The 24,246-nt window shown below is 67.8% G+C and carries 24 protein-coding genes; 9 read left to right on the forward strand and 15 right to left on the reverse strand.

Going from position 1 to position 24,246, the window contains the following annotated elements:
• Positions 1 to 209 precede the first annotated feature (209 nt).
• The 3 genes from JYG37_RS10950 to JYG37_RS10960 all read left to right on the forward strand — a co-directional run bounded on the left by JYG37_RS10950 (position 210) and on the right by JYG37_RS10960 (position 1,932).
• Positions 210 to 575, forward strand: coding sequence for a hypothetical protein (locus JYG37_RS10950; RefSeq protein WP_006488152.1), 366 nt, complete (start codon positions 210 to 212; stop codon positions 573 to 575).
• Positions 576 to 785: 210 nt separating this feature from the next.
• Entirely contained in the window at positions 786 to 1,337 is a 552-nt protein-coding gene (locus tag JYG37_RS10955; protein ID WP_050015518.1) for a hypothetical protein, read from the forward strand.
• Between the two features lie 16 nt (positions 1,338 to 1,353).
• On the forward strand, positions 1,354 to 1,932 hold the full coding sequence (locus JYG37_RS10960) for a polysaccharide deacetylase family protein (RefSeq protein ID WP_176015646.1): 579 nt from the start codon (positions 1,354 to 1,356) through the stop codon (positions 1,930 to 1,932).
• A 12-nt stretch (positions 1,933 to 1,944) separates the two neighbouring features.
• Here JYG37_RS10960 and JYG37_RS10965 read toward each other — a convergent pair whose 3' ends face one another.
• Positions 1,945 to 2,910 carry a phosphotransferase gene (locus JYG37_RS10965; RefSeq protein ID WP_213345399.1) on the reverse strand — a complete coding sequence of 322 codons (966 nt, stop codon included), beginning with the start codon at positions 2,908 to 2,910 and terminating at the stop codon, positions 1,945 to 1,947.
• A gap of 25 nt (positions 2,911 to 2,935) precedes the next feature.
• On the opposite strand from JYG37_RS10965, the gene JYG37_RS10970 reads away from it, so the two are divergent.
• Positions 2,936 to 3,625, forward strand: a complete 690-nt coding sequence (locus JYG37_RS10970; protein WP_089488469.1) for a cephalosporin hydroxylase family protein — start codon at positions 2,936 to 2,938, stop codon at positions 3,623 to 3,625.
• On the opposite strand, the gene JYG37_RS10975 is transcribed toward JYG37_RS10970, so the two are convergent.
• From JYG37_RS10975 to JYG37_RS11000, 6 genes are all read right to left on the reverse strand, one after another.
• Positions 3,582 to 4,790, reverse strand: a complete 1,209-nt coding sequence (locus JYG37_RS10975; RefSeq protein ID WP_050015526.1) for a glycosyltransferase — start codon at positions 4,788 to 4,790, stop codon at positions 3,582 to 3,584. The genes JYG37_RS10970 and JYG37_RS10975 overlap by 44 nt on opposite strands.
• A gap of 7 nt (positions 4,791 to 4,797) precedes the next feature.
• Positions 4,798 to 5,865, reverse strand: coding sequence for an asparagine synthase-related protein (locus tag JYG37_RS10980; RefSeq protein ID WP_213345401.1), 1,068 nt, complete (start codon positions 5,863 to 5,865; stop codon positions 4,798 to 4,800).
• A complete protein-coding gene (locus JYG37_RS10985; protein ID WP_089488471.1) occupies positions 5,862 to 6,740 on the reverse strand; it encodes a GTP 3',8-cyclase MoaA family protein in 879 nt (292 codons plus the stop codon). The genes JYG37_RS10980 and JYG37_RS10985 overlap by 4 nt, the downstream gene beginning before the upstream one ends.
• A 1-nt stretch (position 6,741) precedes the next feature.
• A complete protein-coding gene (locus JYG37_RS10990; protein WP_176015640.1) occupies positions 6,742 to 7,740 on the reverse strand; it encodes a phosphotransferase enzyme family protein in 999 nt (332 codons plus the stop codon).
• Positions 7,741 to 8,490, reverse strand: a complete 750-nt coding sequence (locus JYG37_RS10995; RefSeq protein ID WP_050015530.1) for an FkbM family methyltransferase — start codon at positions 8,488 to 8,490, stop codon at positions 7,741 to 7,743. It abuts the gene before it with no gap.
• Positions 8,491 to 8,723: 233 nt separating this feature from the next.
• On the reverse strand, positions 8,724 to 10,316 hold the full coding sequence (locus tag JYG37_RS11000) for an ABC-F family ATPase (RefSeq protein WP_050015532.1): 1,593 nt from the start codon (positions 10,314 to 10,316) through the stop codon (positions 8,724 to 8,726).
• Positions 10,317 to 10,475: 159 nt separating this feature from the next.
• On the opposite strand from JYG37_RS11000, the gene JYG37_RS11005 reads away from it, so the two are divergent.
• Positions 10,476 to 10,928 (forward strand): lipocalin-like domain-containing protein, encoded by a 453-nt coding sequence (locus JYG37_RS11005; protein ID WP_050015533.1) that lies wholly within the window; start codon positions 10,476 to 10,478, stop codon positions 10,926 to 10,928.
• Between the two features lie 93 nt (positions 10,929 to 11,021).
• Here JYG37_RS11005 and JYG37_RS11010 read toward each other — a convergent pair whose 3' ends face one another.
• Positions 11,022 to 13,331: an AsmA family protein gene (locus JYG37_RS11010; protein ID WP_213345402.1), complete on the reverse strand. Its 2,310-nt coding sequence runs from the start codon at positions 13,329 to 13,331 to the stop codon at positions 11,022 to 11,024.
• 152 nt (positions 13,332 to 13,483) lie between these two features.
• On the opposite strand from JYG37_RS11010, the gene JYG37_RS11015 reads away from it, so the two are divergent.
• Entirely contained in the window at positions 13,484 to 14,185 is a 702-nt protein-coding gene (locus tag JYG37_RS11015; RefSeq protein WP_089488474.1) for an ABC transporter ATP-binding protein, read from the forward strand.
• Positions 14,182 to 14,985 carry an ABC transporter permease gene (locus tag JYG37_RS11020; RefSeq protein ID WP_050015539.1) on the forward strand — a complete coding sequence of 268 codons (804 nt, stop codon included), beginning with the start codon at positions 14,182 to 14,184 and terminating at the stop codon, positions 14,983 to 14,985. The genes JYG37_RS11015 and JYG37_RS11020 overlap by 4 nt, the downstream gene beginning before the upstream one ends.
• A 34-nt stretch (positions 14,986 to 15,019) precedes the next feature.
• Here the strand turns inward: JYG37_RS11020 and JYG37_RS11025 are convergent, their stop codons facing one another.
• From JYG37_RS11025 to JYG37_RS11035, 3 genes are all read right to left on the reverse strand, one after another.
• Positions 15,020 to 15,493, reverse strand: a complete 474-nt coding sequence (locus JYG37_RS11025; RefSeq protein ID WP_124556868.1) for a PliI family lysozyme inhibitor of I-type lysozyme — start codon at positions 15,491 to 15,493, stop codon at positions 15,020 to 15,022.
• A 224-nt stretch (positions 15,494 to 15,717) separates the two neighbouring features.
• The gene (locus tag JYG37_RS11030; protein WP_050015570.1) at positions 15,718 to 16,269 is read right to left on the reverse strand and encodes a DUF6013 family protein; all 552 of its coding nucleotides are present in this window, start codon (positions 16,267 to 16,269) and stop codon (positions 15,718 to 15,720) included.
• Positions 16,270 to 16,432: 163 nt separating this feature from the next.
• Positions 16,433 to 17,449 carry a zinc-binding alcohol dehydrogenase family protein gene (locus JYG37_RS11035; RefSeq protein ID WP_089488477.1) on the reverse strand — a complete coding sequence of 339 codons (1,017 nt, stop codon included), beginning with the start codon at positions 17,447 to 17,449 and terminating at the stop codon, positions 16,433 to 16,435.
• A gap of 124 nt (positions 17,450 to 17,573) precedes the next feature.
• Between JYG37_RS11035 and JYG37_RS11040 the strand changes: the two genes are divergently transcribed.
• Positions 17,574 to 18,524 carry a LysR family transcriptional regulator gene (locus JYG37_RS11040; RefSeq protein WP_124556866.1) on the forward strand — a complete coding sequence of 317 codons (951 nt, stop codon included), beginning with the start codon at positions 17,574 to 17,576 and terminating at the stop codon, positions 18,522 to 18,524.
• A gap of 169 nt (positions 18,525 to 18,693) precedes the next feature.
• Positions 18,694 to 19,539: a phosphoserine phosphatase SerB gene (gene serB, locus JYG37_RS11045; RefSeq protein ID WP_050015547.1), complete on the forward strand. Its 846-nt coding sequence runs from the start codon at positions 18,694 to 18,696 to the stop codon at positions 19,537 to 19,539.
• Positions 19,540 to 19,626: 87 nt separating this feature from the next.
• On the opposite strand, the gene JYG37_RS11050 is transcribed toward serB, so the two are convergent.
• The 4 genes from JYG37_RS11050 to rimO all read right to left on the reverse strand — a co-directional run bounded on the left by JYG37_RS11050 (position 19,627) and on the right by rimO (position 23,875).
• Positions 19,627 to 20,808 (reverse strand): cystathionine beta-lyase, encoded by a 1,182-nt coding sequence (locus JYG37_RS11050; protein ID WP_213345404.1) that lies wholly within the window; start codon positions 20,806 to 20,808, stop codon positions 19,627 to 19,629.
• A 113-nt stretch (positions 20,809 to 20,921) separates the two neighbouring features.
• Positions 20,922 to 21,464, reverse strand: coding sequence for a hypothetical protein (locus tag JYG37_RS11055; RefSeq protein WP_213345406.1), 543 nt, complete (start codon positions 21,462 to 21,464; stop codon positions 20,922 to 20,924).
• A gap of 119 nt (positions 21,465 to 21,583) precedes the next feature.
• The gene (locus JYG37_RS11060; RefSeq protein WP_124593057.1) at positions 21,584 to 22,510 is read right to left on the reverse strand and encodes a sugar kinase; all 927 of its coding nucleotides are present in this window, start codon (positions 22,508 to 22,510) and stop codon (positions 21,584 to 21,586) included.
• A 3-nt stretch (positions 22,511 to 22,513) separates the two neighbouring features.
• The gene (gene rimO, locus JYG37_RS11065; protein WP_050015555.1) at positions 22,514 to 23,875 is read right to left on the reverse strand and encodes a 30S ribosomal protein S12 methylthiotransferase RimO; all 1,362 of its coding nucleotides are present in this window, start codon (positions 23,873 to 23,875) and stop codon (positions 22,514 to 22,516) included.
• Between the last annotated feature and the right edge of the window lie 371 nt (positions 23,876 to 24,246).

Raw genomic sequence — 24,246 nt, forward strand, 5'->3', positions numbered from 1 at the left:
AATGACAGCCATTCGAAAGGACCGGCGCGCCCTAGCGCCGGTGCTCCGCCGCGCGCCGCGCACGGCAGGCGCCGCACGCTTCGGGCCGCCGTCACGTCGGCATCCGCCCGGGTGCGCGGCCGGGCCCGCATCGTGCTATGTTTTTAATATCGGCATCGGCCCGTTGCGGCCGGCGCCGCCCGGAATCGACGCACTTCGTGAGCGCTGCCATGTCCGACGCATCCCATACCCTCGGCTCGCAAGACCGCCTGGAGCTGCTTTGCTGGCTCACCTGCGGCAACCTCGGCGCGTTTTACCTGAACGAATCCTGGCCGGACGCCGCGTTCCAGGTCCAGGCCGCGCACCGCTGGCTCGACCGCCATCACCGCCAGGCCGACTGGCTCTCGGTCGCCCGGCTCGCGGCGCTCGCGCAGGACATCGCGAAGCGGCATGCGGGCTTCGTCGACGCGTCGTGGGCGCGCGACGCGGTCGAGGAAATCGTCGATACCGACGATCTCGACTATCGGGCCAAACTCGTGCAGTGGGTGTACGAGGACTGCTGCAAGGCGCTCGCCGACAAGCGGCTGGCCGATTGAGCGGCGCCGGCGCCGCCCGGTGCGCGAGTCGCGGTGTCGCCGGGCGCGACGCCCTTTCGCCGTGACGACCGTCACGGCCGGAACGATTGTCGGGGTACGGTGCATGCGCGCTGCCCCGGCGCCCGCACGCGCGAAGCGTCATACAATCGTCGCCGCCGGCCATTCGGCCGCCGCGGCCCGACCTCGATCTCGACCATGAAAGACACTCGCGTGGCGCTCGCCCATCGACTTCTGCTGATCGCCGGCGCATCGGCCGCACTGACGGCCGGCGCCACCGGTGCTGCGCCCGCAGCCACGGCGGCCGCGGCCTGTGCATCGCCTGCGTTCGACCGTTACCCGGCACCGGCCGCCGCCGCCCGCGCGCCGCGCAAACCGGCTGCCGCGCCTCGGCTCACCAGCCACGAAGCGCGCCTCTATCGCACCGTTATTCGTGACGCGTTCGCGCAACCGGCCAACTTTGCCGGTCACTACCGCGTCGCGATCTGGGGTTGCGGAACGGATTGCCGAAATTTCGCGATCGTCGACAAGGACACGGGCGCGACGTACACGATGCCCGGCGTGACGGCCGTCTCGGGCGTGATGGGCAACGACGACGAGCGCGTCGACTTCCGTGCCGGCAGCAGGCTGCTGATCGTCGCCGGCTGCTTCAACGACGATTGCGGCGACGGCAATGCGAAAGCGGCCCGATTCTTCTACGAATGGACCGGCACCCGGCTGCGTCCGGTCGGCACGTGCCCGCTGGCCATCGAGCCAGTTCAGTGAGCGGCCCGGGCAACCGATGATATCCATTCATTTCAGTTTCGACGACGGCCCCGGGCCCTCGACGCCCGCGCTGCTCGACGTGCTGCGCGATGCGTCGTGCACGGCGACCTTCTTCGTGCTCGGCAAGCATCTGGCGGGCGCGCTCGGCGTCGCAACGAGCATCGCGCGCGAAGGCCACCGGCTCGGCAATCACACCTATTCGCACGCGAAGCCGGGCGCGCTCGCGGACGCCGCACTGATCGACGAAATCGACATGACCGATGCGCTGATTCGCGATGTGTATCGCCGCGCCGGCGTTGCCGCGCCGCACGCGATCCCGCTGCGGCTGCCGTACGGGTTGATGCCGCACGACGATCGCGCCGCCGTGCTCGCGCGCCTGCAACGCGAACACACGAGCTGGACCGCGATACTGGACGACTGGCAACGGCCGGCGCCCTCGTCGCAAGCGCTGTTCGACGCGATGTGCGCGCATGTCGACGCGTGCACGGCGCAGCATCGCGACGTACTGTTCTGCCTGCACGACGGATCGCGGCACGGCGACGCGCGGCCCAACACGGTCGAAGCCGTGCGGCTGTTCCTGAACCGGCAGCGCTGACGCGCCTGCCGGCTAGCCCGCGGGCGCCGCGCCGTCCAGCAACTGGCGCCAGCCGCCGAGGAACCCGATGCCGGGCCCCGGCATCCATAGGCCGCGCTGCGCGGCTTCGAGATGGATCAGCGACTGGTCCGCGCAGAACAGCGTCGTCAGCGTGTCGTGGTTGTCGCGCAGCCAATCGGGCGCCGCATCCGGCCGCGTCGCCATATAAGTGTGCAAGCAGGCCGTCCATCGCCCGCGGTCGAATACAAAGCCGTCGTCCCGGCCCGCATCGCGCGACAGCGCGAACGACGCGAAGGCCGCCTCGAGCCATTGCGCACCCTGCCCCACATCGTCGAAATCGAGCACGCCGTTCACCGCGTTGCCCACATACAGCAGGTTGCCCGCGTGATAGTCGCCGTGCAGCCACTGCACGGGCCCCGTGAGCCACGCCGCCGCCGCGTCGAGATGCGTGCCGATGCGCCGGATCACCGTGTCGTAGTCGTCGTGCAAGTCGGCCGGCAGCGACGGCATCGCGCGCGCCGCCACGCGTGCATGACGTGCGGACAGCCATGCGAGCGGCGTCGCTTCGCTCGCGGGGATCGCGGCCAGCGCCGTATGCAGATGCGCGAGCGTGCGCATCGCATCGATCGCTCCCGCGTGCCGGTCGTCCGGCAGGCCGGGACGGCCGTCGATATGCTCGAACAGATGCAACCAGCTTCCGTCGGGCGTCTGCACGCCGGTTTGCGCGTCGACGGTCGGCCGCAGCCGCGGCAGCGCGGGCAGCGTCGAGGCCATGCGCGCCTCGCCGAGACGCGCGAGTATCGACGCCTCGCGCCGCATCTGCGCGACCGGCTTGCCGGCCCACGACACGCGCAACACCGTCCGCCCCGCATCGCACTCGACGAGATAGGTTTTGTTAGTATGGCCCGACGCCAGCGCCTGCAGGCGCGCCGGGCCGATGTCCCAGTACCGGTGAAGCCACGGTTCCAGCGTTTTCACGTCACTCCTACTCGTTGCATCGACCATGTCAGAGCGTCCTTCGGCCCGCATGCGGGACATCAACATCGAATGGCTGACGCGCGCCGGCGAATTCGGCCATCTGTTCCAGACCCGCTGGCTCGGCGAGCGCTTCTTCCATCTACCCGGCGACATGCTCGCGCTCCAGGAACTGATCTGGCGCGAGCGCCCCGACTGCATCGTGCAGACCGGCATCGCGGCAGGCGGCGGCGTGGTGTTCACCGCGTCGATGCTGGAACTGGCGGGCACCGAGGGCCGCGTCGTCGCGATCGAACCGCGCCTGCGCGACGAGGTTCGCCAGCGCCTGCAATCTCACCGGCTCGCCCATCGCATGATGCTGATCGAAGGCGAATCGTGCGCGGCCGACACGCTCGCCTCGGTGCGGGCGCAGATCCACGACGGCGCGCGCATGATGGCGATCCTCGATCTCACGCATACGCACGCGCACGTGCTGCGCGAACTCGAATGCTATGCGCCGTTCGTGACGCCCGGCAGCTACGCAATCGTGATGGACACCATCATGGAGTACCTGCCCGAGTCGATGTTCGACGGCAAGCCGTACGGCCGCGGCAACAACCCGGCCACCGCCACACGCGAATTTCTCGCCCGCGACGACCGGTTCGAAATCGATCACGACATCGAGGACCGCGTGCTCATGACGCTGTCGCCAGGCGGCTTCCTGAAGCGAGTGCGCTGACCAGGCGGGCCGCTTGCGCGGAGCCGTCGCACGCGGCATAGCTGTCGCGGATCCGCGCCGCGTGCTCGCGCAACGATCCCGCACGCAACAGGCGTTCGAGCGCGCCGGTAATGGCCGCGATACCGGCCTGCCGCAGATCGAGCACGCAACCCGCGCCGGCCCGCTCGACGAAGTGCGCCGAATGGAACTGGTCGTTGCAGAACGGCGACAGCAGCATCGGCACGCCGCACGCGAGCGACTCCATCACCGAATTCGCGCCGCCGTGGCTGACGAACGCATGCGTGCGCCGCAGCAGCGCCAGTTGCGGTGCGTAACGCACCGCGATCACGCGTTCGTCGCCGGCCGGCAGCAGATCCGAATCGACCAGTTCGCCGACCGACAGCACCAGTTGCGCGGCGCTCGCGCGCGTCGCGTCGATGACCTTCGCGAACACCTCCGGGTGGTAGTAAAGCTGGCTGCCGAGCGACATGTAGACGAGCGGACGATCCGCGTCCAGGCGCTCCCATGGAAATGCCGTCTCGTCGCCGCGCGGGCCCGACGGCATCGCGGGGCCGACCAGATCGACACCGCGCGGCGGCGCGCCGACCAGCGCGTCGGTCGTGAACGCGAGCGTCAGGTGCGGCGACAGCACGTCGCAACCGCGAAAGCGTGCGTCGAGGCCGTAGCGCGCGAACAGGCGCGTGCGTTCCGGTGCGAGCCATCGCACCGTGCGCAGCAGTTCCGAATCGAGATCGTCGGGCAGCACCGGATTCAGCGAATTCGACATCGATACCCACGGCAGCCCTTCCAACTGGGCCGCAATCGCCGCCGCATACAGCAGCGGGTCGATCACGACCACGTCGGGCTGCCATTCGCGCAGCACCGCGCGGATGCCGTCCACCTGCGCGGGCGCCAGATCGATCAGCAGCGTGCGGATCCAGTGCCGCAGCCAGTCGGCGTCGCGAATGTTCGCGGCGAAGCTCGCGCCGCGCGACAGGTCGTGGCGCTCGGGCGTCTCGCGCGGCCCGACGAACGCGAAGTCGCCAGCGCCGTCGAGCTGTGCGCTGATGTCGGCCGGCGCATAGAACGCGACGTCGCAGCCGGCCGCGCGCAAATGCTGGGCCGGGCCGATGCACGGATTGACGTGGCCCTTCTCGGGCACCACGCAGAACAGGATGCGTTTCATGAGCGGCTCAGGTTGGGCGATGCGCGACATCGGGATGAAGGCGACCGAGATGATCGAGGATCAGTGTCAGCGTCGTCCACAGCACGCGTTCGGTATCTGTCTGCAAAGTGGGCGTGGCAAGGCCGAGCGTGTCGGCCAGCGCATGCGTGCGGTCGCGATCGAGCAGCGGCGCCAGATTCATCGCCGGCGCGAGCCGCCCGCGCTTCGGGCCGTGCACGAGACGCTCCGGCAGGTTCAGGCGCGCGCCGAGATCGCGCAGGCACTGCTTGTCCGGGTCGGGCGCGATGCTCGTCAGATGCGCGACGACGGCGGCGTCGACGAACGGCGGATGCAAATCGACCGACGCGGCGTCGAACAACGCATGGCACAGCGGCAGATAGTTGGCCGACCGGTCGCGGCGCAACACCTGGTCCGCGCCGTCGCCGGTAATCGCCACCTCGACGCCGTCCACCGCCATCGCATCGGCCAGCAGCAGCTTCGCGACCGGATGCAGGTTGAACATCGGCTCCTCGACCGCGTGGGTCGTCCTCGGCAGCGCCGCGACGAAATCGGCCTCGTTCGCGCGCACGATCTTCACGTTCGCCTGCATCTGCGCGGCGAGTTCGAGCGCCGCGTCGCGTTCGCAGTAATCGGGCATGTCGGTCGCGAGGATGTAGGCCATCACGTGCCGCAGCGCGCCGAGTTCGCGCAGCAACGCGAGCAGCAGCGCCGAATCGAGCCCGCCGCTCAGCGCCAGCGCGACGCGCTTGCCGCTGTCGAGCGCGCGGTGCAGCGACGCGCGCAGCGCGGTGTCGAGATCGGCTGGCTGCGGCCGCTCGGGCGCCGGCTGTACCGTCAACCCTTGCGGCGACCGGATCAATGCATGACCGGGCGGCACCGCGAGCACGTCGCGCAGCACGGTACGGCCGATGAGGCGCTCGCCGCTCAGGTAGCCAGCGATGGCCGCCGTGTCCGGCGCGCCGGCCGGTTGCCCCGACGCCCGCAATACCGCGCGGATGCCGGACGCCGACACGCCGCTGCGCGGATGGTAGTGCAGACGATCGAAACCGAACGGGTCGCGCGTGCCGACGATCATGGATAACGAGCCTTCAAGGTGTTCACTTCAATGCGTTTCAGGATGCGATGCGGCGCCACCGGCGCGCTGCCGCCCTGGCAATGCAGGCAGGCTTCGAGCGGCGTCTCGCGTTGCAGATAGGCAAGCATCGCGTCGAGCATGCCCGCGTCGTCGCGCAGTGCCAGGCCGTCGGCCTGAAAATCCTTCTCGCCCTTGTACAGCGTGTGGAAGTGCGCGGGACGCGTGCACGTGTAGAACATGCCGTCGCGAATCATATGGCAGCGCTCGCGGATCCAGCAATCGTGATACAGGCGTCGGGCTTCATCGCGATCCGTGCCGGGCCGCGCACGGTTCATCGTCGTGAACACGTTCTGCACCTTCCAGTTCAGCCGCACGTCGAAGCGCGCGGCCTGATGCTCGACATGCGCGATCAGGTCGGCGGAAAGCGCGGGTTTCGGATAGCGCGAGATCGTCAGCGCATCCACTGCCTGCCAGAACGCGTCGGGCATCTCGCCGAGCTTCAGGCCGTTCGTCGTGACCGAGATCACGGGCGCGATGCCGGTGCCACGCACGCGCTCGACGAGTTCGACGAGCGCCGGATGCAGCAACGGTTCGCCGCCGACCAGCTTGAACATGCGCGGGCGCAACACCTTCGCGGCCTTGCGCAGATCGGCTTCGATCGATTCGGGGCTCGCGTACCACTCGGGCAGCAGCGGCGACAGCGAGCAGCATTCCGCACAGGTCAGGTTGCAGTGATCGACGATATGCGCTTCCAGCGAACGGGTCTGGACGCGCCCGTCCTCGACGCGGTAATCGCGATCCAGCGGCGGCGGAAACACATGCTGCCGCTCGCCGGCGCGCAGCGGATTCGGGGTCTCGTTCGGATTCGCACTCACATCAGCTTCCTGCTTCCACGCAACGGGAAAAGAAATCGATCAGACGGTCGCGCGCGTCCACCATCGCGGACGCCATCGTCATCGCGCCGTTCAGGTGCGACGCGAAGCGCGACGGATCGTCGAGCCAGCCTTGTACGATCCACAGCTTGAGCGCGTGCTGCACGCATGCGGCATCGACCGCCCACGCGATGTACGCCGGGTTTGCCGGCCGCACGCGCAGGTACGCACGCACGAACGCTTGCGCGAGGTGCGGTGCCTCCAGCGGCAAATGATTCAGGCAGCGCACCAGTTCGTATTCGCGCGGCGCGCCGATCGACGCTTCCCAGTCGACGATCAACGGCGGCAGCGTGCCCGTGAACAGATAGTTGAACTGGTTGTAGTCGTTGTGGATCGGGTGCTGCGGATCATCGGCCGGGAACGCATCGACGCTGCCCGGATAGTAGCGGTCGAGCATGCGTAGCGCGAGATCGACGTAGCGGCGCAGGTTCGTGGCGTCGGCGGCGTTCGCATCGGCTCGATCGAGCGCGTCCAGCAGGCTGCGGCGCACCGCATCCGCGTCGATCGCGGTCAGCCGCGCGCGGATCGTATCGAGCGACGGCAGAGGCAATTGTTCGAGACTCAGGTGCAACGCGGCCAGGCTCGCGCCGAGCACATCCCATTCGGGTGGCGAAAACGTATCGTAGGTTTTGAATTGCCCGGCTTCCCAGCGCGTCAGCATCGCATGGGAATGTTGTCCCGACCAAAGCGATTCGCCGGACGTCGTGCGCTTCAGCGTCTGCACGTGGAAGCGAGTATCGCCGTGCGTTTCGAGATGCGCGAGGACGGCGGTTTCCTTGAGTGCGCGCGCATGGTGTTCGGGCGCATAGCGTTTGACCGCCACGCCCGCGCCGCTGCTGGTCGGCAGATGCCACACCCGCTCGCTGACCTGCGTCGGCGGGCCGCCGCGACCGAGCCCATAGGCATCGCGAATCTCGTCGAAGGTGACGGCGAGCGAATCCATTCAGATGTGCTCGGCCGGCCCGTGCCGATACGGATGACCGGTCAGGAACGTGTTGTGTCCGACGTAGCGCAGCTTGTACATCGCCGGCCGGAACAACACCGACGGATCGTTGTTCGCGATGCCGAGCAGCGGGTACAGGTCGTGTCGCACGAAGAACGCGTTGTTGCCCATGTCGTCGCAGCAGACGAGTTCATAGCCTTTCTGGCGGCCGAGGTGCACGAGCGATTCGAGGCTCGCGCCGTAATAGGTCGAGCCGTCCCATTCGTGGTCCGGATTGAAGCACATGACCCAGCGCTCGGGCGGCGTGTAGTACGGGTTGTATTCGATCACGACGATGCGCGGCTGGAACGCTTGCAGGCCGCGCCACACCCAGTAATCGTTGCCGTCGATGTCGATCGACAGCAGATCGAAGTCGGTCGGTACGTTCGCATCGGCGAGCAGTTGATCGACCGTATCGGGCTGCACGCGATCGTGGTGCAGGCGGACGCGCTCCGCGCCCGCGTAGTGGGCGGCAAGCTTGCCGAACCGGTATGCGCTGCCTTCCACGAGTACGCCGGCCCAATCCTGTTCGCGCAGCAACCGCGCGGTGTTGCTGTTGCGCAGGCCGTCGCTTGCGCCGATATCGACGCAGAAGCGGTTGGTCGGTGTGAGGCGCTCCATCAGGCGCGACAGGATGCCCTCCTCGGCGCCCTGCGCGTACAGGCTGGGCGCAAGGCCGGACAGGTCGAGCGGGAGAGGATGGTCCTGCATCGAGGGCGGCTCCGGGGTGAAATGGGGAATGATGGGGGCGTTGGGTGGGTAATTTACCTGAAGTCGATTACGCGGAGGAAACTGGAAAGCGCCGCGTGGCGGGGTTTGGCCGCGGGGAAATGAAAAAGCCCGCATCGACATTGCTGTCGATGCGGGCCTGCAGCGCTTCTGGCGGCTCGCTCCGTGTGGTGATGCTTAAGCTCGACTCACGACCGGAGGAAACCTCAGGACACTTACTCCTGCCCCTGACTCGTCAGGAACTCCTCGTAATTCCCGCCGAAGTCGAACAGCGTGCCATCCGTCTTCACTTCGATGATCCGGTTCGCCAGCCCGCTCACGAACTCACGGTCGTGCGACACGAAAATCAGCGTGCCTTCGAACTGCTCGAGCGCGATCTGCAGCGACTCGATCGACTCCATGTCCATGTGGTTGGTCGGCTCGTCCATCAGCAGCACGTTGTGGCGGCCGAGCATCAGCTTGCCCCAGATCATGCGGCCCTTCTCGCCGCCCGACAGCACCTTCACCGACTTCCTGATGTCGTCCGACGAGAACAGCAGGCGGCCCAGCGTGCCGCGCACCATCGTTTCGTCGTCGCCGTCCTTGCGGTACTGGTCGATCCAGTCCATCAGCGTGATGTCGTTCGGGAATTCCTCGTACGTGTCCTGCGGCATGTAGCCGACGTTCGCGTTCTCGGACCACTTCACCGTGCCGTGATCGAGCGGCAGCGCGCCGAGCAGCGAACGCAGCAGCGTCGTCTTGCCCGCGCCGTTCTCGCCGATGATCGCGATGCGCTCGCCCGGCTGCACCGACAGGTTGAAGTTCTGGAAGATCGTGCGCTCGTACTTCTTCGTGATCTCTTCGGCGACCACCGCGACGTTGTGCAGCTTCTTCTCGAACTCGAAACGGATGAACGGATTCTGGCGCGACGACGGCTTGAATTCCTCGATCTTGATCTTGTCGATCTGCTTCGCGCGGCTGGTGGCCTGGCGCGCCTTCGACTTGTTCGCCGAGAAGCGGCGCACGAAGTCCTGCAGTTCGGCCACGCGTTCCTTCGCACGCGTATTCGCCGCGGCCTGGCGCTCGCGCGCCTGTGCCGATGCGAGCATGTAGTCGTCGTAGTTGCCCGGCCAGACCTTCAGCGTGCCGAAGTCCATGTCGGCCATGTGCGTGCACACCGAGTTCAGGAAGTGACGATCGTGCGAGATGATGATCATCGTCGAGTTGTACTCGTTGAGCGTTTGCTCGAGCCAACGGATCGAGTTGATGTCGAGGTTGTTGGTCGGTTCGTCGAGCAGCAGCACGTCCGGCTTCGAGAACAGCGCCTGCGCGAGCAGCACGCGCAGCTTCCAGCCCGGCGCGACGTCGGCCATCGTGCCGTTGTGGAACTTCTCCTCGATGCCGATGCCGAGCAGCAGCGCACCCGCGCGTGCTTCGGCGTCGTAGCCGCCGTATTCGGCGAACTTGCCTTCGAGCTCGGCCGCGTGCATGTAGTCGTCGTCGGTGGCGTCCGGGTTCGCGTAGATCGCGTCACGCTCGGTCATCGCGGCCCACATCTCGGTGTGGCCCATCATCACGACGTCGAGCACGCGCACGTCTTCGTACGCGAACTGGTCCTGGCGCAGCTTGCCGAGGCGGACGTTCGGCTCCAGCGCGACGTTGCCGGCGCTCGGCTCGAGGTCGCCGCCGAGGATCTTCATGAAGGTCGACTTGCCACAGCCGTTCGCGCCGATCAGACCGTAGCGGTTGCCCTCGCCGAATTTGACCGAGATATTCTCGAACAAGGGCTTCGGCCCGAATTGCATCGTGATGTTGGCAGTAGAAAGCACGGCAGGTCCCGTTAAGAGAGAAATCGACGGAAAACCGTGTATTTTAGCAGGTGTCGGAGAAACTGCCGACCGCCCCGCCCCGGCAGCGTATTCCCGGCCCTCCCGCCGGCCCGTCAACATGACGGCACGCGCGTCACCGCCGTCTCACCGGAATCCCGCATGCTCGCCAGCCAGCTTCGCGAACAACTCGTCGGCGCATGGCGCCTCGTGTCGTACGAAATCCGCCCGCGCGACGGGAGCACCGTCACCTATCCGCTCGGCCGCGACGCGCGCGGCTGGATCCTGTACACGCCCGACGGCTACATGTCCGCGCAACTGATGGCGGCCGGCCGCCCGCCCTACGCGGACGGCGACCTGCAAGGCGGGAGCGTCGAGGAGCGCGCGGCCGCGGCGCACGGCTACATCGCGTATTCAGGCCCCTTTAGCGTCGACGACGACGGCACGTTGACCCATGAAATGGACGTCAGCCTGTATCCGAACTGGATCGGCAACGTCCAGCAGCGTGTCGTGAGCCTGGACGGCGACCGGCTGCAGCTCGGCACCGCCGGACCGGTGCGGATCCGCGGCCGGGAGGTCGACCCGGTGCTCGTCTGGGCACGCGCCCGCCGTTGAGCGCGCTGGCCGCGCAGCACGGCCGGCGCTCAGCCAGGCGCGGCAACGACGCCGAGGCCGCACGGTGGCGCATGCCGCGCCCGTGGCCGCGCGTCACTTGCCGGCCTTCGCCGCCCCCTTCTGCGCCGCCTTGGCCTTCAGCTGCCCGAACAGTTCCGAGCACGGCACGTCGCGATTGTTGCTCGGCGCGATCAGCGGGATCAGCGCCGCGAACGGGTTGAGCAGCCCGAGCCCGACCATCGCACCGGCGCGCAGCGCGAGCGCGCCCGCATCGACGCCGACCTTCGGGTTCTTGAACGTGCCCTTCGCATACAACGGCGAGCGCAGCGAGAAGATCCGGAAGCCCTTCGTGTGCGGATGGATCTTCAGGTCGATCGATTCGTCGCGCAGGTTGATCGGGCCGTCGACGTTGATCAGCGCATCGTCGGTATCGAGCGCGAACACCTTCGGGTCGAGCATGCCGTCGGTCGCCACGAAGTCGATCGCCGCGCAGTTGATGTTGACGTCGCGGTTGCCGAACAGCTTCTCGTAGACCACGTTCGCGACGTTCAACCCCGCGGCCTCCATCAGCAAGCGGCTGATGCGGCCGTTGGTGATCAGCGCCTTCACTTCGCCGGTCGACGTCGCCGCGAGCGCGGCCGGCGAATTGCCCGTTGCCGACAGCGACGCATCGCCGTTGATTTCGCCGAGGGCCGTCTGCATCACCTTCTGCGTCGGGAACAGCTGCTTGAGCTTCAGATGCCGCGCAGCCAGCGTGAAGCGGCCCTTCAGCGGCGTGCGGCTGCCGTCGAGATGCGCATTCGTCGCGAGCGTGCCGCCCGCGACGCCGAACTGCAGCGGCTCGAGCGTCAGCACGCCGTCCTGCAGCAGGATATGCGTGTACAGGTCGGTGATCGGCAACTGCGGGCTCTTGATCAGCTTGCGGCCGGTGAACTTCACGTCCGCATCGATCGCGCTCCACCGTTCGGTGCGGAACGCCGCGACCGGCAGCACGCGGTCCGGCGGCTGGCGCGTCGTGTCGCCGCGCTTCTTCTTGCTGGCAGCCGAGTCGGCGCCGATCACCGGCGCGAGGTCGGAGAACTGCAGCAGGTTCGACACGAGCTCACCCGACAGCTTCGGACGCGGCTCGCGCTGCGCCCACGTCAGCGTGCCGTGCAGATCGCTGCCGCCGACGCGCCCGTTGAAGTTCTCGTAGCGGAACGTGCTCGCGTCCTGCTTGATGTTGCCGATGAGGTGCCCCTCGGTCGCATACGGCGGCGTGTCGGGCAGCGTGATCCCGGTGAGCTGGTAGAGATGCGACATCGACGTGCCCTGCAGCCACAGTCGCAGGTCGAGCGCCGCCAGATGCATCGGATCGGTCAGCGTGCCGACGATCGCGAGCCGCGTGTCGCCGGCCTTCACGTCGGCCTGCAGCGGGAACGGCTGCGTCGCGTTCTCGATCGCCAGCACGCCGCCCACCTTGCCGGTGCCGGTGACCGGCATGTTCTTGTAGCGGCCGTCGAACTTCAGGCCAAACGCATAGGTCGGCCCGGACGGCTTCGCGGGCACGGTGGCGCCGGAGGTGGCCGATGCGCCGCTCGCGCCGGATGCGGACGCAACCGTCGATGCGGACGAAGCCGTATTCACCACGGACGCAGGCAGCACACCCGATGCGGACCCGGACGTCGATGCCGCGCTCGGGACCTGCGCCGCCGATGCGCGGGATGCATCCGACGCAGCCTCGGCGTTCGCCTTCGCGCTCAATTGCGCGGCGCCGCGCTTGCCGACGCGCTGGGCGGACGCCGCGCGCGACTTCTGTTCCTGCTCCTTCAGCACGTCGCCGAGCGGGATCGGCTGGCCGAGCGTATCGATCCCGATCGTCAGATCGGCCTGGGTGACCGCATCGCGATAGACGACGGTACCCTTCGCGAACCCGAAGCTGTCGAGCCGCACTTTCCACTTGTTCGGTTGCCCCGATTGCTTGAACTGGAAGGTCCACGTATTGCTGCCGTCCGCGCGCCGTTCGAGATCGACGGCAGGATTGACGACGTCGATAGAAGGGATGACGATTTCATGCGCCAGCAGCGGCAAGAGCGCGAGATCGAAGTGCGCGGCATCGAGCGTGACGAACTTGGGCGTCTGCGCCCAGTCGGGATTGCCGATCTCGAGTTGCGTGGCCGAGAAGCTCGGCCAGGGTATCCATGCACGCCAGCCGGTCTCGCCATCGGGACGACGCCAGCCGACCTTGATGTCGCCGTTGATCGCAAACGGGCGGCCGAGCGCGGTACTCACGTGTTCGTTGACCCACGGTTTCGCGCGGTTCCAGTCGAACGTGAAAATAAAGATGCCGGCCGCCGCGATGAGCACCGCGACGATACCGACGATCCATGCAGCCGATTTGCCGATGGTTCGGGCTAGCGTCATGGCGGTTCCGTTGTTGTTCTGAAGCGTTGCCGCACGATGCCGCGCCGCTTGCGTGGACGAACGGCGCACGACAACGGCGGCTTTTCAATGGGTATTATGGCGCACGACATGGCGGCCTTTCGGCGCCATTAACGCTTTTTTTCATTTGTGACATGACCTCCCCCACCGGCCTCATCGACGCGCAGCACATCACGCGGCGCGACGCCCGCAGCGGCAAGACGCTGCTCGCTCCGACCGATTTCAGCCTCGCCGCGGGATCGCGAATTGCTATCACCGGACCATCCGGGTCGGGCAAGAGCGTGCTGCTGCGCGCGCTCGCGCTGCTCGATCCGCTCGACGGCGGCCACCTCCTGTGGCGCGGCCGCCGGATCCGGCGCAGCGCGATTCCGCGCTATCGGCGCAGCATCGCCTATGTCCGCCAGCGCCCCGCGCAGATGGACGGCACCGTCGAATCGCAGTTGCGCTACCCGTACTCGCTCGCGATCTATCGCGACGTCGCGTTCGATCGCGCCCGCGCAGAAGCGCTCGCCGCGCAGGCCGGCCGCGGCGCCGATTTTCTCGACCAGCGCGCGAGCGACCTGTCCGGCGGCGAAGCGCAGATCACCGCGCTGCTGCGCGTGCTCCAGCTCGATCCCGACGTGCTGCTGCTCGACGAGCCGACCTCCGCGCTCGATCCCGAATCGGCGCGCGCGATCGAAGCGCTCGTCGGCGCGTGGTTCGACGCGGCGCCCGACGCCCGCGCGTACATGTGGATCTCGCACGATCCGGCCCAGGCCGCGCGGATCGGCACGATGCGGCTCGTGATGCAGGCGGGCGTGCTGCACGCGGCCGACCCGACGGAGGCCGCGCAATGAGCCCCACCTTGCAGGACTTGAGCCTCGTCGACGTCGGCATCGCGGCCGCGCTCGTCGCCGTCAACGGCGCGATCTCGGCGGCGCTGTCGCTTGGCCTCGGCCGCAAGCTCGCGCTCGCGGCGGTACGCACCGTCGTGCAGTTGCTCGCGATCGGCTACGTGCTCGGCTGGGTGTTCGGCCATCCGCACTGGTACGTCGTGCTGCCGCTCACCGCGCTGATGACGCTGATCGCCGGGTTCGCCGGCGCGGGGCGCGGCAAGCGTACATACCGCGGCCAGCGGATCGACAGCATCGCGTCGATCTGGTTCAGCAGCTGGTTCGTCGCGGCGGTCGGGCTGTTCGTCGTGATCCGCATCCATCCGTGGTTCGCGCCGCAATACGCGATCCCGATTCTCGGGATGATTCTCGGCAATACGCTGACGGGCGTGTCGCTCGGCGTCGAGCGGATGATGGAAGAACTCACCGCGCGCCGCGATCGCGTCGAGACCGCGCTCGCGCTGGGCGCGACGCGCTGGGAAGCCGCGCAGCACGCCGCGCGCCAGGCCGTGCGCGCCGGCATGCTGCCGACGCTGAACCAGATGGCGGTGGTCGGCGTCGTGAGCCTGCCGGGGATGATGACGGGCCAGGTGCTGGCCGGCCAGTCGCCGCTGCAGGCCGTGCGCTACCAGATCGTGATCATGTTCCTGATTGCCGCGGCGTCCGCGCTCGGCACCGTCGGCGCGGTGCTGATGACCTATCGCCGGCTGTTCTCGGCCGATCACCGCTTTCTCGCGTCGCGGCTCGAAGAGCGAACGCACTGACGCGCGGCGGCGGCACATCGTGCGATCGGCGCGATCAGTGCGCGCCGCGTCGCTTGCCGATTGCCTGCCGAAGGGCGGCCGCGATATCCGCGTCGGGCGCGAGCCCGTCGACCGATGCGACGAGCCGCACCGCACGCGGCGTCGTCACATACGCCTGCGCGCCGACGTAGCCGCCGCTGCCGGCCGAGCGCGTGGTCACGACGAGCGCCTGCGGCGCGCGTGCGCCGAGGTCGGCCGTGTACGCATCGGCGACCGTGCCGTCGCGCGCGTGCAACGTGCCGGTCACGTAATCGTCGGTATCGAAGCCCGGGGCGGCATGCGCGGTCGAATACACGCGCACCGCGTAGCTGCCGGTCGAGCACGGCTCCAGTGCGCCGCTCGACACTACCGCCACCTGCTGTCGCGACGGCAGCTCCACCTTCTTCACGAAACTGCACTCGTCGGCCGCATGAGCGTGCGCGGCGACGAACGCAATGGCGGACAGCAGCGCACGCATTCGAAGTTTCATCGGGGTGTCGTGACGGAAAGGAAAGAATGCGGGCGAGCATAACGTGACATCCGCATGACGTCACGCATCGCCGTTGCACGGTCGGCGCGCCGTACCGCGAAGCAGGTTGCGGAAACGCATGGCAACGGCGACGCGGCGCGATCTGCTCGCGTGCCGCCCTGCTCGTTCCGCCAATCGAACCGGTTGCGCGCGCACCGGACGAAACGCCGGCCCACGCGCGCCGCTCAATGCTTGATCGACACCGTCACCTTGGTGCCGTCGCTCATCGTCACGGCCTTCGACCCACCGTTGGTCGGCAGCGACACCCACTTCACCTGGCTCACCGACACGACGTCCGGACACTGCAGCGACTTGCCGCCGGCCGTCACGCTGCGCGTGCCCTTCGGCGCGGCCGCCTGGAAGCTCAACTGCACGTTCGCGACACCCTTCGCGTCGACCGACGGCGCGAGCCGCACCTGGGTCTGCCGCACCATCGCGCCGTTCGCGTCGCGCGGCAGGTTGTCGGCGTTCGGGCAGCCGTCCGGCATCGCGACCGCGCCGCTCGGCGGCACCGACTTCCAGTTGAAATCGTCCGTCTCGCCCGAGCGGATCTTGCGGGTCTCCTGCGTATTGCCGAAGGTCTTCGAGTCGACCTTGACGGTGTATTCGAGTTGCCCCGTCCCGCCGCCCTTCAGGCTGCCCTTGACCGGCGGCGCCGCGAATACGCTCGCGCTGGCGCACACCGCCGCGAACACGACCGACCACGATGCGGCGACCGACAAGCTGCGTTGGCTCATGCTGACCTCCTTGTCATGCGGCGGCACGCGCGTGCCGCGCGGTTTTAGATGCATGATGCGTTGCCAGTCTACCGCCAAGCGCGATGCAATGCGCCGCGAACGCATCGGGTGTTACCCCGCTTGCGTTCGCGGCGCCGTCACCTTATTGGCGCGCGCTGCCGGCTCAGAAGCCGCTCAGCACGAGCTTGCCGATCGCGCGCCCGCCCTCGAGCATCCGGTGCGCGCGCCGCACGTTCTCGGCATTGATCGCGCCGAGCCGTTCGCCGAGCGTCGTACGCAGCGTGCCGCCGTCGACGAGCCGCGCGACCTCGCTCAGGATCTTGTGCTGCTCGATCATGTCCGGCGTCTCGAACATCGCGCGCGTGAACATGAACTCCCAGTGAAACGCGGCGCTCTTCGCCTTCAGCAATTCGACCGGCACCGGCTTCGCGTTCTCGACGATCGTGCAAATGCCGCCCTGCGGCCGGATGACTTCCGCCGCGGCCGGGAAATGATGGTCGGTATCGTTGAAGATCAGCACGTAGTCGACGCTCGGATGCCCGGCCTCGCGCAATTGCGCCGGCAAATCGCCGAAATGGTCGACCACCGCATCCGCGCCGAGCGTGCGCACCCATTCGGCCGATGCCGGCCGCGACGCGGTCGCGATCACGTGCAGCTTGCCGAGCGTCTTCGCGAGCTGGATCGCGATCGAGCCCACGCCGCCCGCGCCGCCGATGATCAACACGGACTTGCCGGCGTCCGCGCCCTGCGGCGACACGCGCAACCGGTCGAACAGCGCTTCCCATGCGGTCAGCGCGGTGAGCGGCAGCGCGGCCGCCGCCGCGAAGTCGAGCGTGCGCGGCTTCAGCGCGGCGATCCGCTCGTCGACCGCGTGGAATTCGCTGTTCGCGCCGGGCCGCGTGATGCTGCCCGCGTAGAACACTTCGTCGCCGGGCCGGAACAGCGTGACGTCGGCGCCGACCGCGACGACCGTGCCGGCCGCATCCCAGCCGAGCACGCGCGGCGTCTCCTCGACCTGCGGCTTCGGCGCACGCACCTTGGTGTCGACCGGGTTCACGGAAATCGCATCGACTTTCACGAGCAGGTCGCGCGGGCCCGGCACGGGCTGCGGCAGTTCGACGTCGAGCAACGCTTGCGGGTCGTCGATCGGCAGATAACGGGTCAATCCAACGGCTTTCATCTCGATACTCCTTTCAGGGGATCCGGCAGGCTGCGGCGCAACCTCCATGCGTGCCATCGTAGGCAACCCGATCATTCGAGAAAACCGCTATATTTCCTGAAACATTTTCAGGAATTTCAGAATAATGTCGTCTGATCCTACGCCTGCTGCCATTCCCGCGTCCGACAAGCCGCTCGACCTGCTCGACGTCGCGCTGTTCGTGCGCGCGGCGCTGCTCGCGAACGTCAGCGCGGCCGGGCGCGAATTCGGCGTGTCGGCCGCGGTCGCGAGCGCGCGCATCGCCCAGCTCGAACGCCAGCTCGGCGCGCGGCTGCTGCACCGCACCACGCGCCGCATCAGCCTCACGCAGGACGGCGAAATCTTCATGGCGCGCGCCGACGCGCTGCTCGCGGCGGCCGACGCCGCGCGCGCGTCGGTCGGCCGCGGCCGCAGCGAGCCGTACGGGCGGCTGAAGGTGTCGATGTCGTCGTCGTTCGGCCGCCAGCACGTCGCGCCGGTGATCCCGGCGTTCCTGCGCCGCTACCCGTCCGTGTCGCTCGATTTGCGCCTGTCCGACGAGATCGTCGATCTGGTCGACGACGGCTACGACGTCGCGATCCGCCTCGGCGCACTGAAGGATTCGACGCTCGTCGCCCGCAAGCTCGCCACCAACCGCCGCGTGCTGTGCTGCTCGCCCGCCTATCTCGCCGAACGCGGCATGCCGCGGCACCCGGCCGATCTGACGCAGCACGAGTGCGTGATCCTCGGCGACCAGCGCGACTGGTCGTTCGCGACGCCGCAGGGCCCGCTCACGGTGCGGGTCGGCGGCCGGCTCGTCGCGAGCAACGGCGAGGCGATCCGCGAAGCGCTCGTCGACGGCTTCGGGATCGCGATCAAATCGACCTGGGACGTCGGCCCGCTGCTCGCGAGCGGCGCGCTCGTCACCGTGCTCGACGACTATCCGTTCGCGGACGACGTCGCGATCTGGGCCGTCTATCCGAGCCGCGCGCACGTGCCGCTGAAAACGCTCGCGTTCATCGCGTTCCTGGCCGAGCATTTCGGCGATCCGCCGTACTGGGATCGCGCAAACGGGTGACCGCCGCCGTACCGCGCCCGGTTTCGCGCCGGCACCGGCCGCCACGCGCGACCAACCGGCTACAATGGCGCGTTCGCGACGCACTGGCCCGCAGCCGCACGGGGCCCGCGCGCGCAGGCGGCCACCCGTGGGCCGCGCACGTCATTCATTCGCTTCCCAACCACTCGTCATGACCCACAATCTCGTCATCCAGAGTCTTGCGCCGCTATCGGACGCCCATCACAAACCGCTGCTCGCGCTGTCGCGCGGCACCCGCGTCGTGCAGACCGACGATCACGCGCTGCGCATCGAAAACGCGAGCCCGGCGCAACGCCTCGACATCGACGCGTACTGCGGCACGCATGCGCTCGACTTCGGCTTCGTCGAGGCCGGCCGCACGCTCGGCGATTTCGGGCTCGCGGTGATGGACATGGATTCGACGCTGATCACGATCGAATGCATCGACGAGATCGCCGATTTCTGTGGGCTGAAAACGCAGGTCGCGGAGATCACCGAAGCGGCGATGCGCGGCGAGATCCGCGATTTCAACGAAAGCCTCACGCGCCGCGTCGCGCTGCTGGCCGGGCTCGACGCGCACGCACTCGAGCGCGTGTACGAAGAACGGCTGCAACTGTCGCCGGGCGCCGAGACGATGCTGGCCGGCGTGAAGGCCGCCGGCCTGAAGACGCTGCTCGTGTCGGGCGGCTTCACGTTCTTCACCGAGCGGCTGAAAGCCCGCCTCGGCCTCGACTACGCGCATGCGAACACGCTCGAGATCGTCGACGGCAAGCTGACCGGCAAGGTGCTCGGCGAGATCGTCAACGCCGACGTGAAGGCGCGCCTGCTGCGCGACACGTGCGCGTCGCTCGGCCTCGAGCCGAGCCGCGCGATCGCGATGGGCGACGGGTCGAACGACCTGAAGATGATGGCCGAAGCCGGGCTGTCGGTCGCGTTCCACGCGAAGCCCGTCGTGCGCGATGCGGCCACCGTCGCATTCGACCATGTCGGCCTCGACGGGCTGCTGCGCCTGTTCTGATCCCGCGGCACCGTCAATGAAAAACGCCGGCGCGATGCGATATCGCGCCGGCGTTTCGTTTTTCTGCCGGACGTTGCCGGCGCGCAATCAGCCGAGCGTGGCCTGCATCGCCCGCTCGATGTCGGCGCGCAAATCCGCTTCGTCTTCCAGACCCACGTAGAAACGCACCAGCGTGCCGCGATGCGGCCAGTCCGGACGCATCGACGCGACGTCGTAAGGCATCGCGAGGCTGCACGCGCCGCCCCAGCTCCAGCCGATCGCGAACAGCTCGAGCGACTCGACGAAACGGTCGATCTGCTCCGCGCTGTAGCGTGCGTCGAACACCACCGAGAACAGCCCGCCCGCGCCCGTGAAATCGCGCATGAACGACGCATGCCCCGGGCAGTCGGCGATCTGCGGGTGCAGCACCGCCGCGATCTCCGGCCGCGCCTTCAGCCACTGCGCGAGCGCGAGCGCGCTCTTGCTGTGCGCATCGAAGCGCACCTGCATGCTCGGCAGGCTGCGCAGCACGAGCGAGCAATCGTCGACCGATACGCCGATCCCGCAGCGCATCCGCGCGAGCTTCAGCTTCGCGTGCAGTTCCGCATTCGCGGTGATCGTCGCGCCCATCAGCACGTCGCTGCCGCCCGACTGATACTTGGTCAGCGCCTGCACCGAAATGTCGACGCCATGCGCGAACGGCTTGAACGCGAGCCCCGCCGAAAAGGTGTTGTCGATCGCGGTGACGATGCCGCGCGCCTTCGCGGCGGCCGCGATCGCCTGCACGTCGGGCACCTCCATCGTCACCGAGCCCGGCGCCTCGAGCCAGATCAGCCGCGTGTTCGGCTGGATCAGCTCGGCGATGCCGGCGCCGATCAACGGATCGTAACCGCGCACGGTGATGCCGAAATCGTTCGCGAGCCAGTTGCCGAAATCGGCGTTCGGGCCGTACACGTTATGCGGAATCAGCACGTCGTCGCCCGCTTTCACGATCCCGAAGTAGACGTTCATGATCGCCGCGAGGCCCGACGGTTGCAGCAGCGCATGCGTGCCGCCTTCGATCTCGGCGAGCCGCTGCGCGAGCGCGAGCGACGTCGGCGTCGCGTGCAGCCCGTAGCGCCACTGGTTGTCGTCGTGCCAGACCAGCGCGCGCATCGTCGCGAGATCGGGGAACACGACCGTCGACGCGCGCGCGACCGGCGGCACGAACGAACGGAAGCCTTCCGGAATGACGTCGTCGGGTTGAACGATGCGGGTTTGCAGCGCGCGCTTGGGAGTGGATGCAGTCATGACTGGGGGCCGGGCACGAGGCCGTTCGGTTGCGGAATATGTCGTTAGAGTAGCCAAAATCGGCGCGCTTGGCCCGGTACAATGCGCGCCGCGCGCACCGAGCCAGCACGCGCTCAGTCGTCGGTACGCAGGTTGACGACGCCGCCCACCGTCTCGATTTCCTGCACCCGGCCGTCGCGCACCTGCAGCGCCGCGCGCTTGCCCGGCGCCAGATGCAGCACGACCGGCTGCGGGTCCGATTCGTCCGAGTTCATCCGGTCGGCCTTCAGGTCGCCCGTCGCGTCGAAGCGGCCGATCCACACGCCGGTGATGTTCGTGCCGTCGTTCGACTCTTCGATCTCGAGCGTATCGCCGTCCCGGTCGCCCGCGAGCAGCACGACTTCGCCCGTGTCGGCGAACTGGTATTCGCCGTGCACGCCTTCCTCGTCCGTCTTCGGGCCGAGATGCACGACGATCGGTCGATCGCCGAGCGTGCCCTCGTAGCGCGGCAGGCCGGCGAACTCGGGATTCGGCTTCAGCGGCCGCGCCGGCGCCGGTTCATCCTGCTGCACGCCCGGTGCGACCGCCTGCGCGGCGGCCACCGTCGGCATCGCGATGCCCGCTGCCAGCGCACCCGCGACGACGAGCGCCCGTTGCCATTCCGAATATCGACCCACCTTGTGTCGCTCCTTGCTTCAGATTCGCCCGACCATCGCGGACCGTGCCGGGCCGCGACCCGGTTCCTGCATGACCACGCAAGCCTGCGCCGCGAATGCGCGGGCAGGCGCGTGTCGCGTCAGCCCTGCATCAGGCGTTCCACCGCGTCGCGATGCGGAATCGGCGCGACCGCGCCGTAACCGGTCGTCGACAGCGCCGCCGCCGCGTTCGCATAACGCGCGGCCGCGAACGGATCGTCGCCCGCGACGATCCGCGCGACGAACGCGCCGCCGAAACAGTCGCCCGCGCCGGTCGCGTCGACGGCCTCGACCGCGAAGCCCGGCACGACGCGCCGTTCGTGCGGCGTCGCGACATACGCGCCTTCCTTGCCGAGTTTCAACGCGACGACCTGCGGCCCGTGTTCGAGCATCGCGTCGACGATCGCGTCGCGATCGTTCGCGCCCGTGAGCGCCGTGACGTCGTCCCAGCTCGGCAGGCAGATGTCCGTCTGCCGCAGCGCCTCGCGCATCACCGCACGGGCACGCGGCAGCGGCCACAGCTTCAGGCGCAGGTTCGTGTCGAAGCTGACCTTCGCGCCGCTGCGACGCGCATGGTCGATCGCCGCGAACGCCGCGTCGCACGCGGCCGTGCTGATCGCGAGACTGATGCCCGACAGGTGCACGGCCTTCGCGGCCGCGAGCGCGTCGAGCGGCAGGTCGGCCGTCGCGTAGCGGCTCGCCGCCGACCCCGCGCGCAGATAGTCGAACTGATGGCCGTCGGCGCCGTGCGTGACGAAATACACGCCGGTCGGTGCCGAGCGGTCGATCCGCACGTACGTCGTGTCGACCTGCTCCGACGCCCACAGGTCGGCCAGCAGGCGGCCGAACGGGTCGTCGCCGATCGCCGACACGAAGCCCGTCGATGCGCGCTGGCGCGCCGCCGCGATGCAGAAGTTCGACGTGTCGCCGCCGAAGCCCTGCAGGAATTCAGGACGCCCCGGCTGCGACTGGTTGAATTCGATCATCGCCTCGCCGAGCGCGAGGATCTCCGGGAATGCGGCGGCCATCGCTTACACCTCGCCCCACAGATCGTGGCCGTCGGCGCCCGTGATCTTCACGGACACGAAATCGCCGACCTTGTAGCGCTTCGATGCCTTCGCCGCCGGCTCGACGTAGACGACGCCGTCGATCTCCGGCGCATCGGCTGCCGTACGGCCGATGCCGCCTTCCGCGCTGACTTCGTCGATCAACACCTTGAGCGTCTTGCCGACCTTGCGCTGCATGCGCTTCGCCGACACTTCCTCCGCCACTTCCATGAAACGCGCGCGACGTTCCTCGCGAACCTCGTCCGGCAGCGCGCCATCCAGGTCGTTCGCGGTCGCGCCTTCGACCGGCGAATACGCGAAACAGCCGACGCGATCGAGTTCCGCTTCGCGGATGAAGTCGAGCAGCGTTTCGAACTGTGCTTCCGTCTCGCCGGGGAAGCCGGCGATGAAGGTGCTGCGGATCGTCAGGTCCGGGCAGATCTCGCGCCACTTCTGCACGCGCTCGAGCACCTTCTCAGCGTTCGCCGGCCGCTTCATGCGCTTCAGCACGTCCGGATGCGCGTGCTGGAACGGCACGTCGAGATACGGCAGCACGTGGCCCTTGAACGGGCCTTCGGCCATCAGCGGGATCACCTCGTCGACGCTCGGATACGGATACACGTAGTGCAGGCGCACCCACGCGCCGTACTGCGCGGCGAGTTCGCCGAGCGCGGCGACCAGGTCGGTCATCCGCGTCTTGATCGGCTTGCCGTTCCAGAAGCCGGTGCGGTACTTCACGTCGACGCCGTATGCGCTCGTGTCCTGCGAGATCACGAGCAGTTCCTTCACGCCCGACTTGAACAGGTTCTCGGCTTCCAGCATCACTTCGGCGACCGGCCGCGACACGAGGTCGCCGCGCATCGACGGGATGATGCAGAACGTGCAACGGTGGTTGCAGCCTTCGGAGATCTTCAGGTACGCGTAGTGACGCGGCGTGAGCTTGATGCCGGCCGCGGGCACGAGATCGACGAACGGGTCGTGCGGCTTCGGCAGGTGCGAATGCACGGCCTGCATCACCTCGCCCACCGCGTGGGGGCCGGTGACGGCGAGCACCTTCGGGTGGACTTCCTCGATCAGGTTCGAGCCGCTCGCGCTCGACTTCGCGCCGAGGCAGCCGGTGACGATCACCTTGCCGTTCTCGGTCAGCGCTTCGCCGATCGCGTCGAGGCTTTCCTGCACGGCTTCGTCGATGAAGCCGCAGGTGTTCACGACGACGAGGTCGGCGCCGTCGTAGCTGCCGGAGATTTCATAACCTTCGGCGCGCAGTTGCGTGATGATTTGTTCGGAATCGACGAGCGCCTTCGGGCACCCGAGGGATACGAACCCTACTTTGGGGGATTGGGACATCTGGAATGGGGGGCGTGGCAGCAAAAGCGTGAGTTTACAGCGATTTAGGGTCCAGCGAGCCAAAATGAATGACGGGCGGTTGCGGGAACGGGCACGTTCGCCGCCCACGCAAATCGTGCGCGGGACAACTCTATGCCGGATGCAGCGACGGCGGAACGCGAGTCCATGGATGAGACCCCAATACCCTCTCTGGAAACCGCTCCGGATCTCGCCGTGCTGGTCAGCGCAAGCCCAACATCGAGCTTTGCCGCTTTTAGCAAATCACATGGAATTCAAATGACTTGGACACGTAATCGAGTGTAATGGATGTGTCGCGCGGGGGAAGTTATGTTTTTCGTGCGCGAGATGCCGTCTGTCACGCCGTGAACTCA

The organism is Burkholderia sp. LAS2 (assembly GCF_018417615.1).
GTDB lineage: Bacteria > Pseudomonadota > Gammaproteobacteria > Burkholderiales > Burkholderiaceae > Burkholderia > Burkholderia sola.

Coding starts and splice junctions, on each gene's coding strand:
- JYG37_RS10950 (WP_006488152.1), top strand. CDS start 210: ATGTCCGACGCATCCCATACCCTCGGCTCGCAAGACCGCCTGGAGCTG.
- JYG37_RS10960 (WP_176015646.1), top strand. CDS start 1,354: ATGATATCCATTCATTTCAGTTTCGACGACGGCCCCGGGCCCTCGACG.
- JYG37_RS10970 (WP_089488469.1), top strand. CDS start 2,936: ATGTCAGAGCGTCCTTCGGCCCGCATGCGGGACATCAACATCGAATGG.
- JYG37_RS10975 (WP_050015526.1), bottom strand. CDS start 4,790: ATGAAACGCATCCTGTTCTGCGTGGTGCCCGAGAAGGGCCACGTCAAT.
- JYG37_RS10980 (WP_213345401.1), bottom strand. CDS start 5,865: ATGATCGTCGGCACGCGCGACCCGTTCGGTTTCGATCGTCTGCACTAC.
- JYG37_RS10990 (WP_176015640.1), bottom strand. CDS start 7,740: ATGGATTCGCTCGCCGTCACCTTCGACGAGATTCGCGATGCCTATGGG.
- JYG37_RS10995 (WP_050015530.1), bottom strand. CDS start 8,490: ATGCAGGACCATCCTCTCCCGCTCGACCTGTCCGGCCTTGCGCCCAGC.
- JYG37_RS11005 (WP_050015533.1), top strand. CDS start 10,476: ATGCTCGCCAGCCAGCTTCGCGAACAACTCGTCGGCGCATGGCGCCTC.
- JYG37_RS11010 (WP_213345402.1), bottom strand. CDS start 13,331: ATGACGCTAGCCCGAACCATCGGCAAATCGGCTGCATGGATCGTCGGT.
- JYG37_RS11015 (WP_089488474.1), top strand. CDS start 13,484: ATGACCTCCCCCACCGGCCTCATCGACGCGCAGCACATCACGCGGCGC.
- JYG37_RS11020 (WP_050015539.1), top strand. CDS start 14,182: ATGAGCCCCACCTTGCAGGACTTGAGCCTCGTCGACGTCGGCATCGCG.
- JYG37_RS11025 (WP_124556868.1), bottom strand. CDS start 15,493: ATGAAACTTCGAATGCGTGCGCTGCTGTCCGCCATTGCGTTCGTCGCC.
- JYG37_RS11030 (WP_050015570.1), bottom strand. CDS start 16,269: ATGAGCCAACGCAGCTTGTCGGTCGCCGCATCGTGGTCGGTCGTGTTC.
- JYG37_RS11035 (WP_089488477.1), bottom strand. CDS start 17,449: ATGAAAGCCGTTGGATTGACCCGTTATCTGCCGATCGACGACCCGCAA.
- JYG37_RS11040 (WP_124556866.1), top strand. CDS start 17,574: ATGTCGTCTGATCCTACGCCTGCTGCCATTCCCGCGTCCGACAAGCCG.
- serB (WP_050015547.1), top strand. CDS start 18,694: ATGACCCACAATCTCGTCATCCAGAGTCTTGCGCCGCTATCGGACGCC.
- JYG37_RS11050 (WP_213345404.1), bottom strand. CDS start 20,808: ATGACTGCATCCACTCCCAAGCGCGCGCTGCAAACCCGCATCGTTCAA.
- JYG37_RS11060 (WP_124593057.1), bottom strand. CDS start 22,510: ATGGCCGCCGCATTCCCGGAGATCCTCGCGCTCGGCGAGGCGATGATC.
- rimO (WP_050015555.1), bottom strand. CDS start 23,875: ATGTCCCAATCCCCCAAAGTAGGGTTCGTATCCCTCGGGTGCCCGAAG.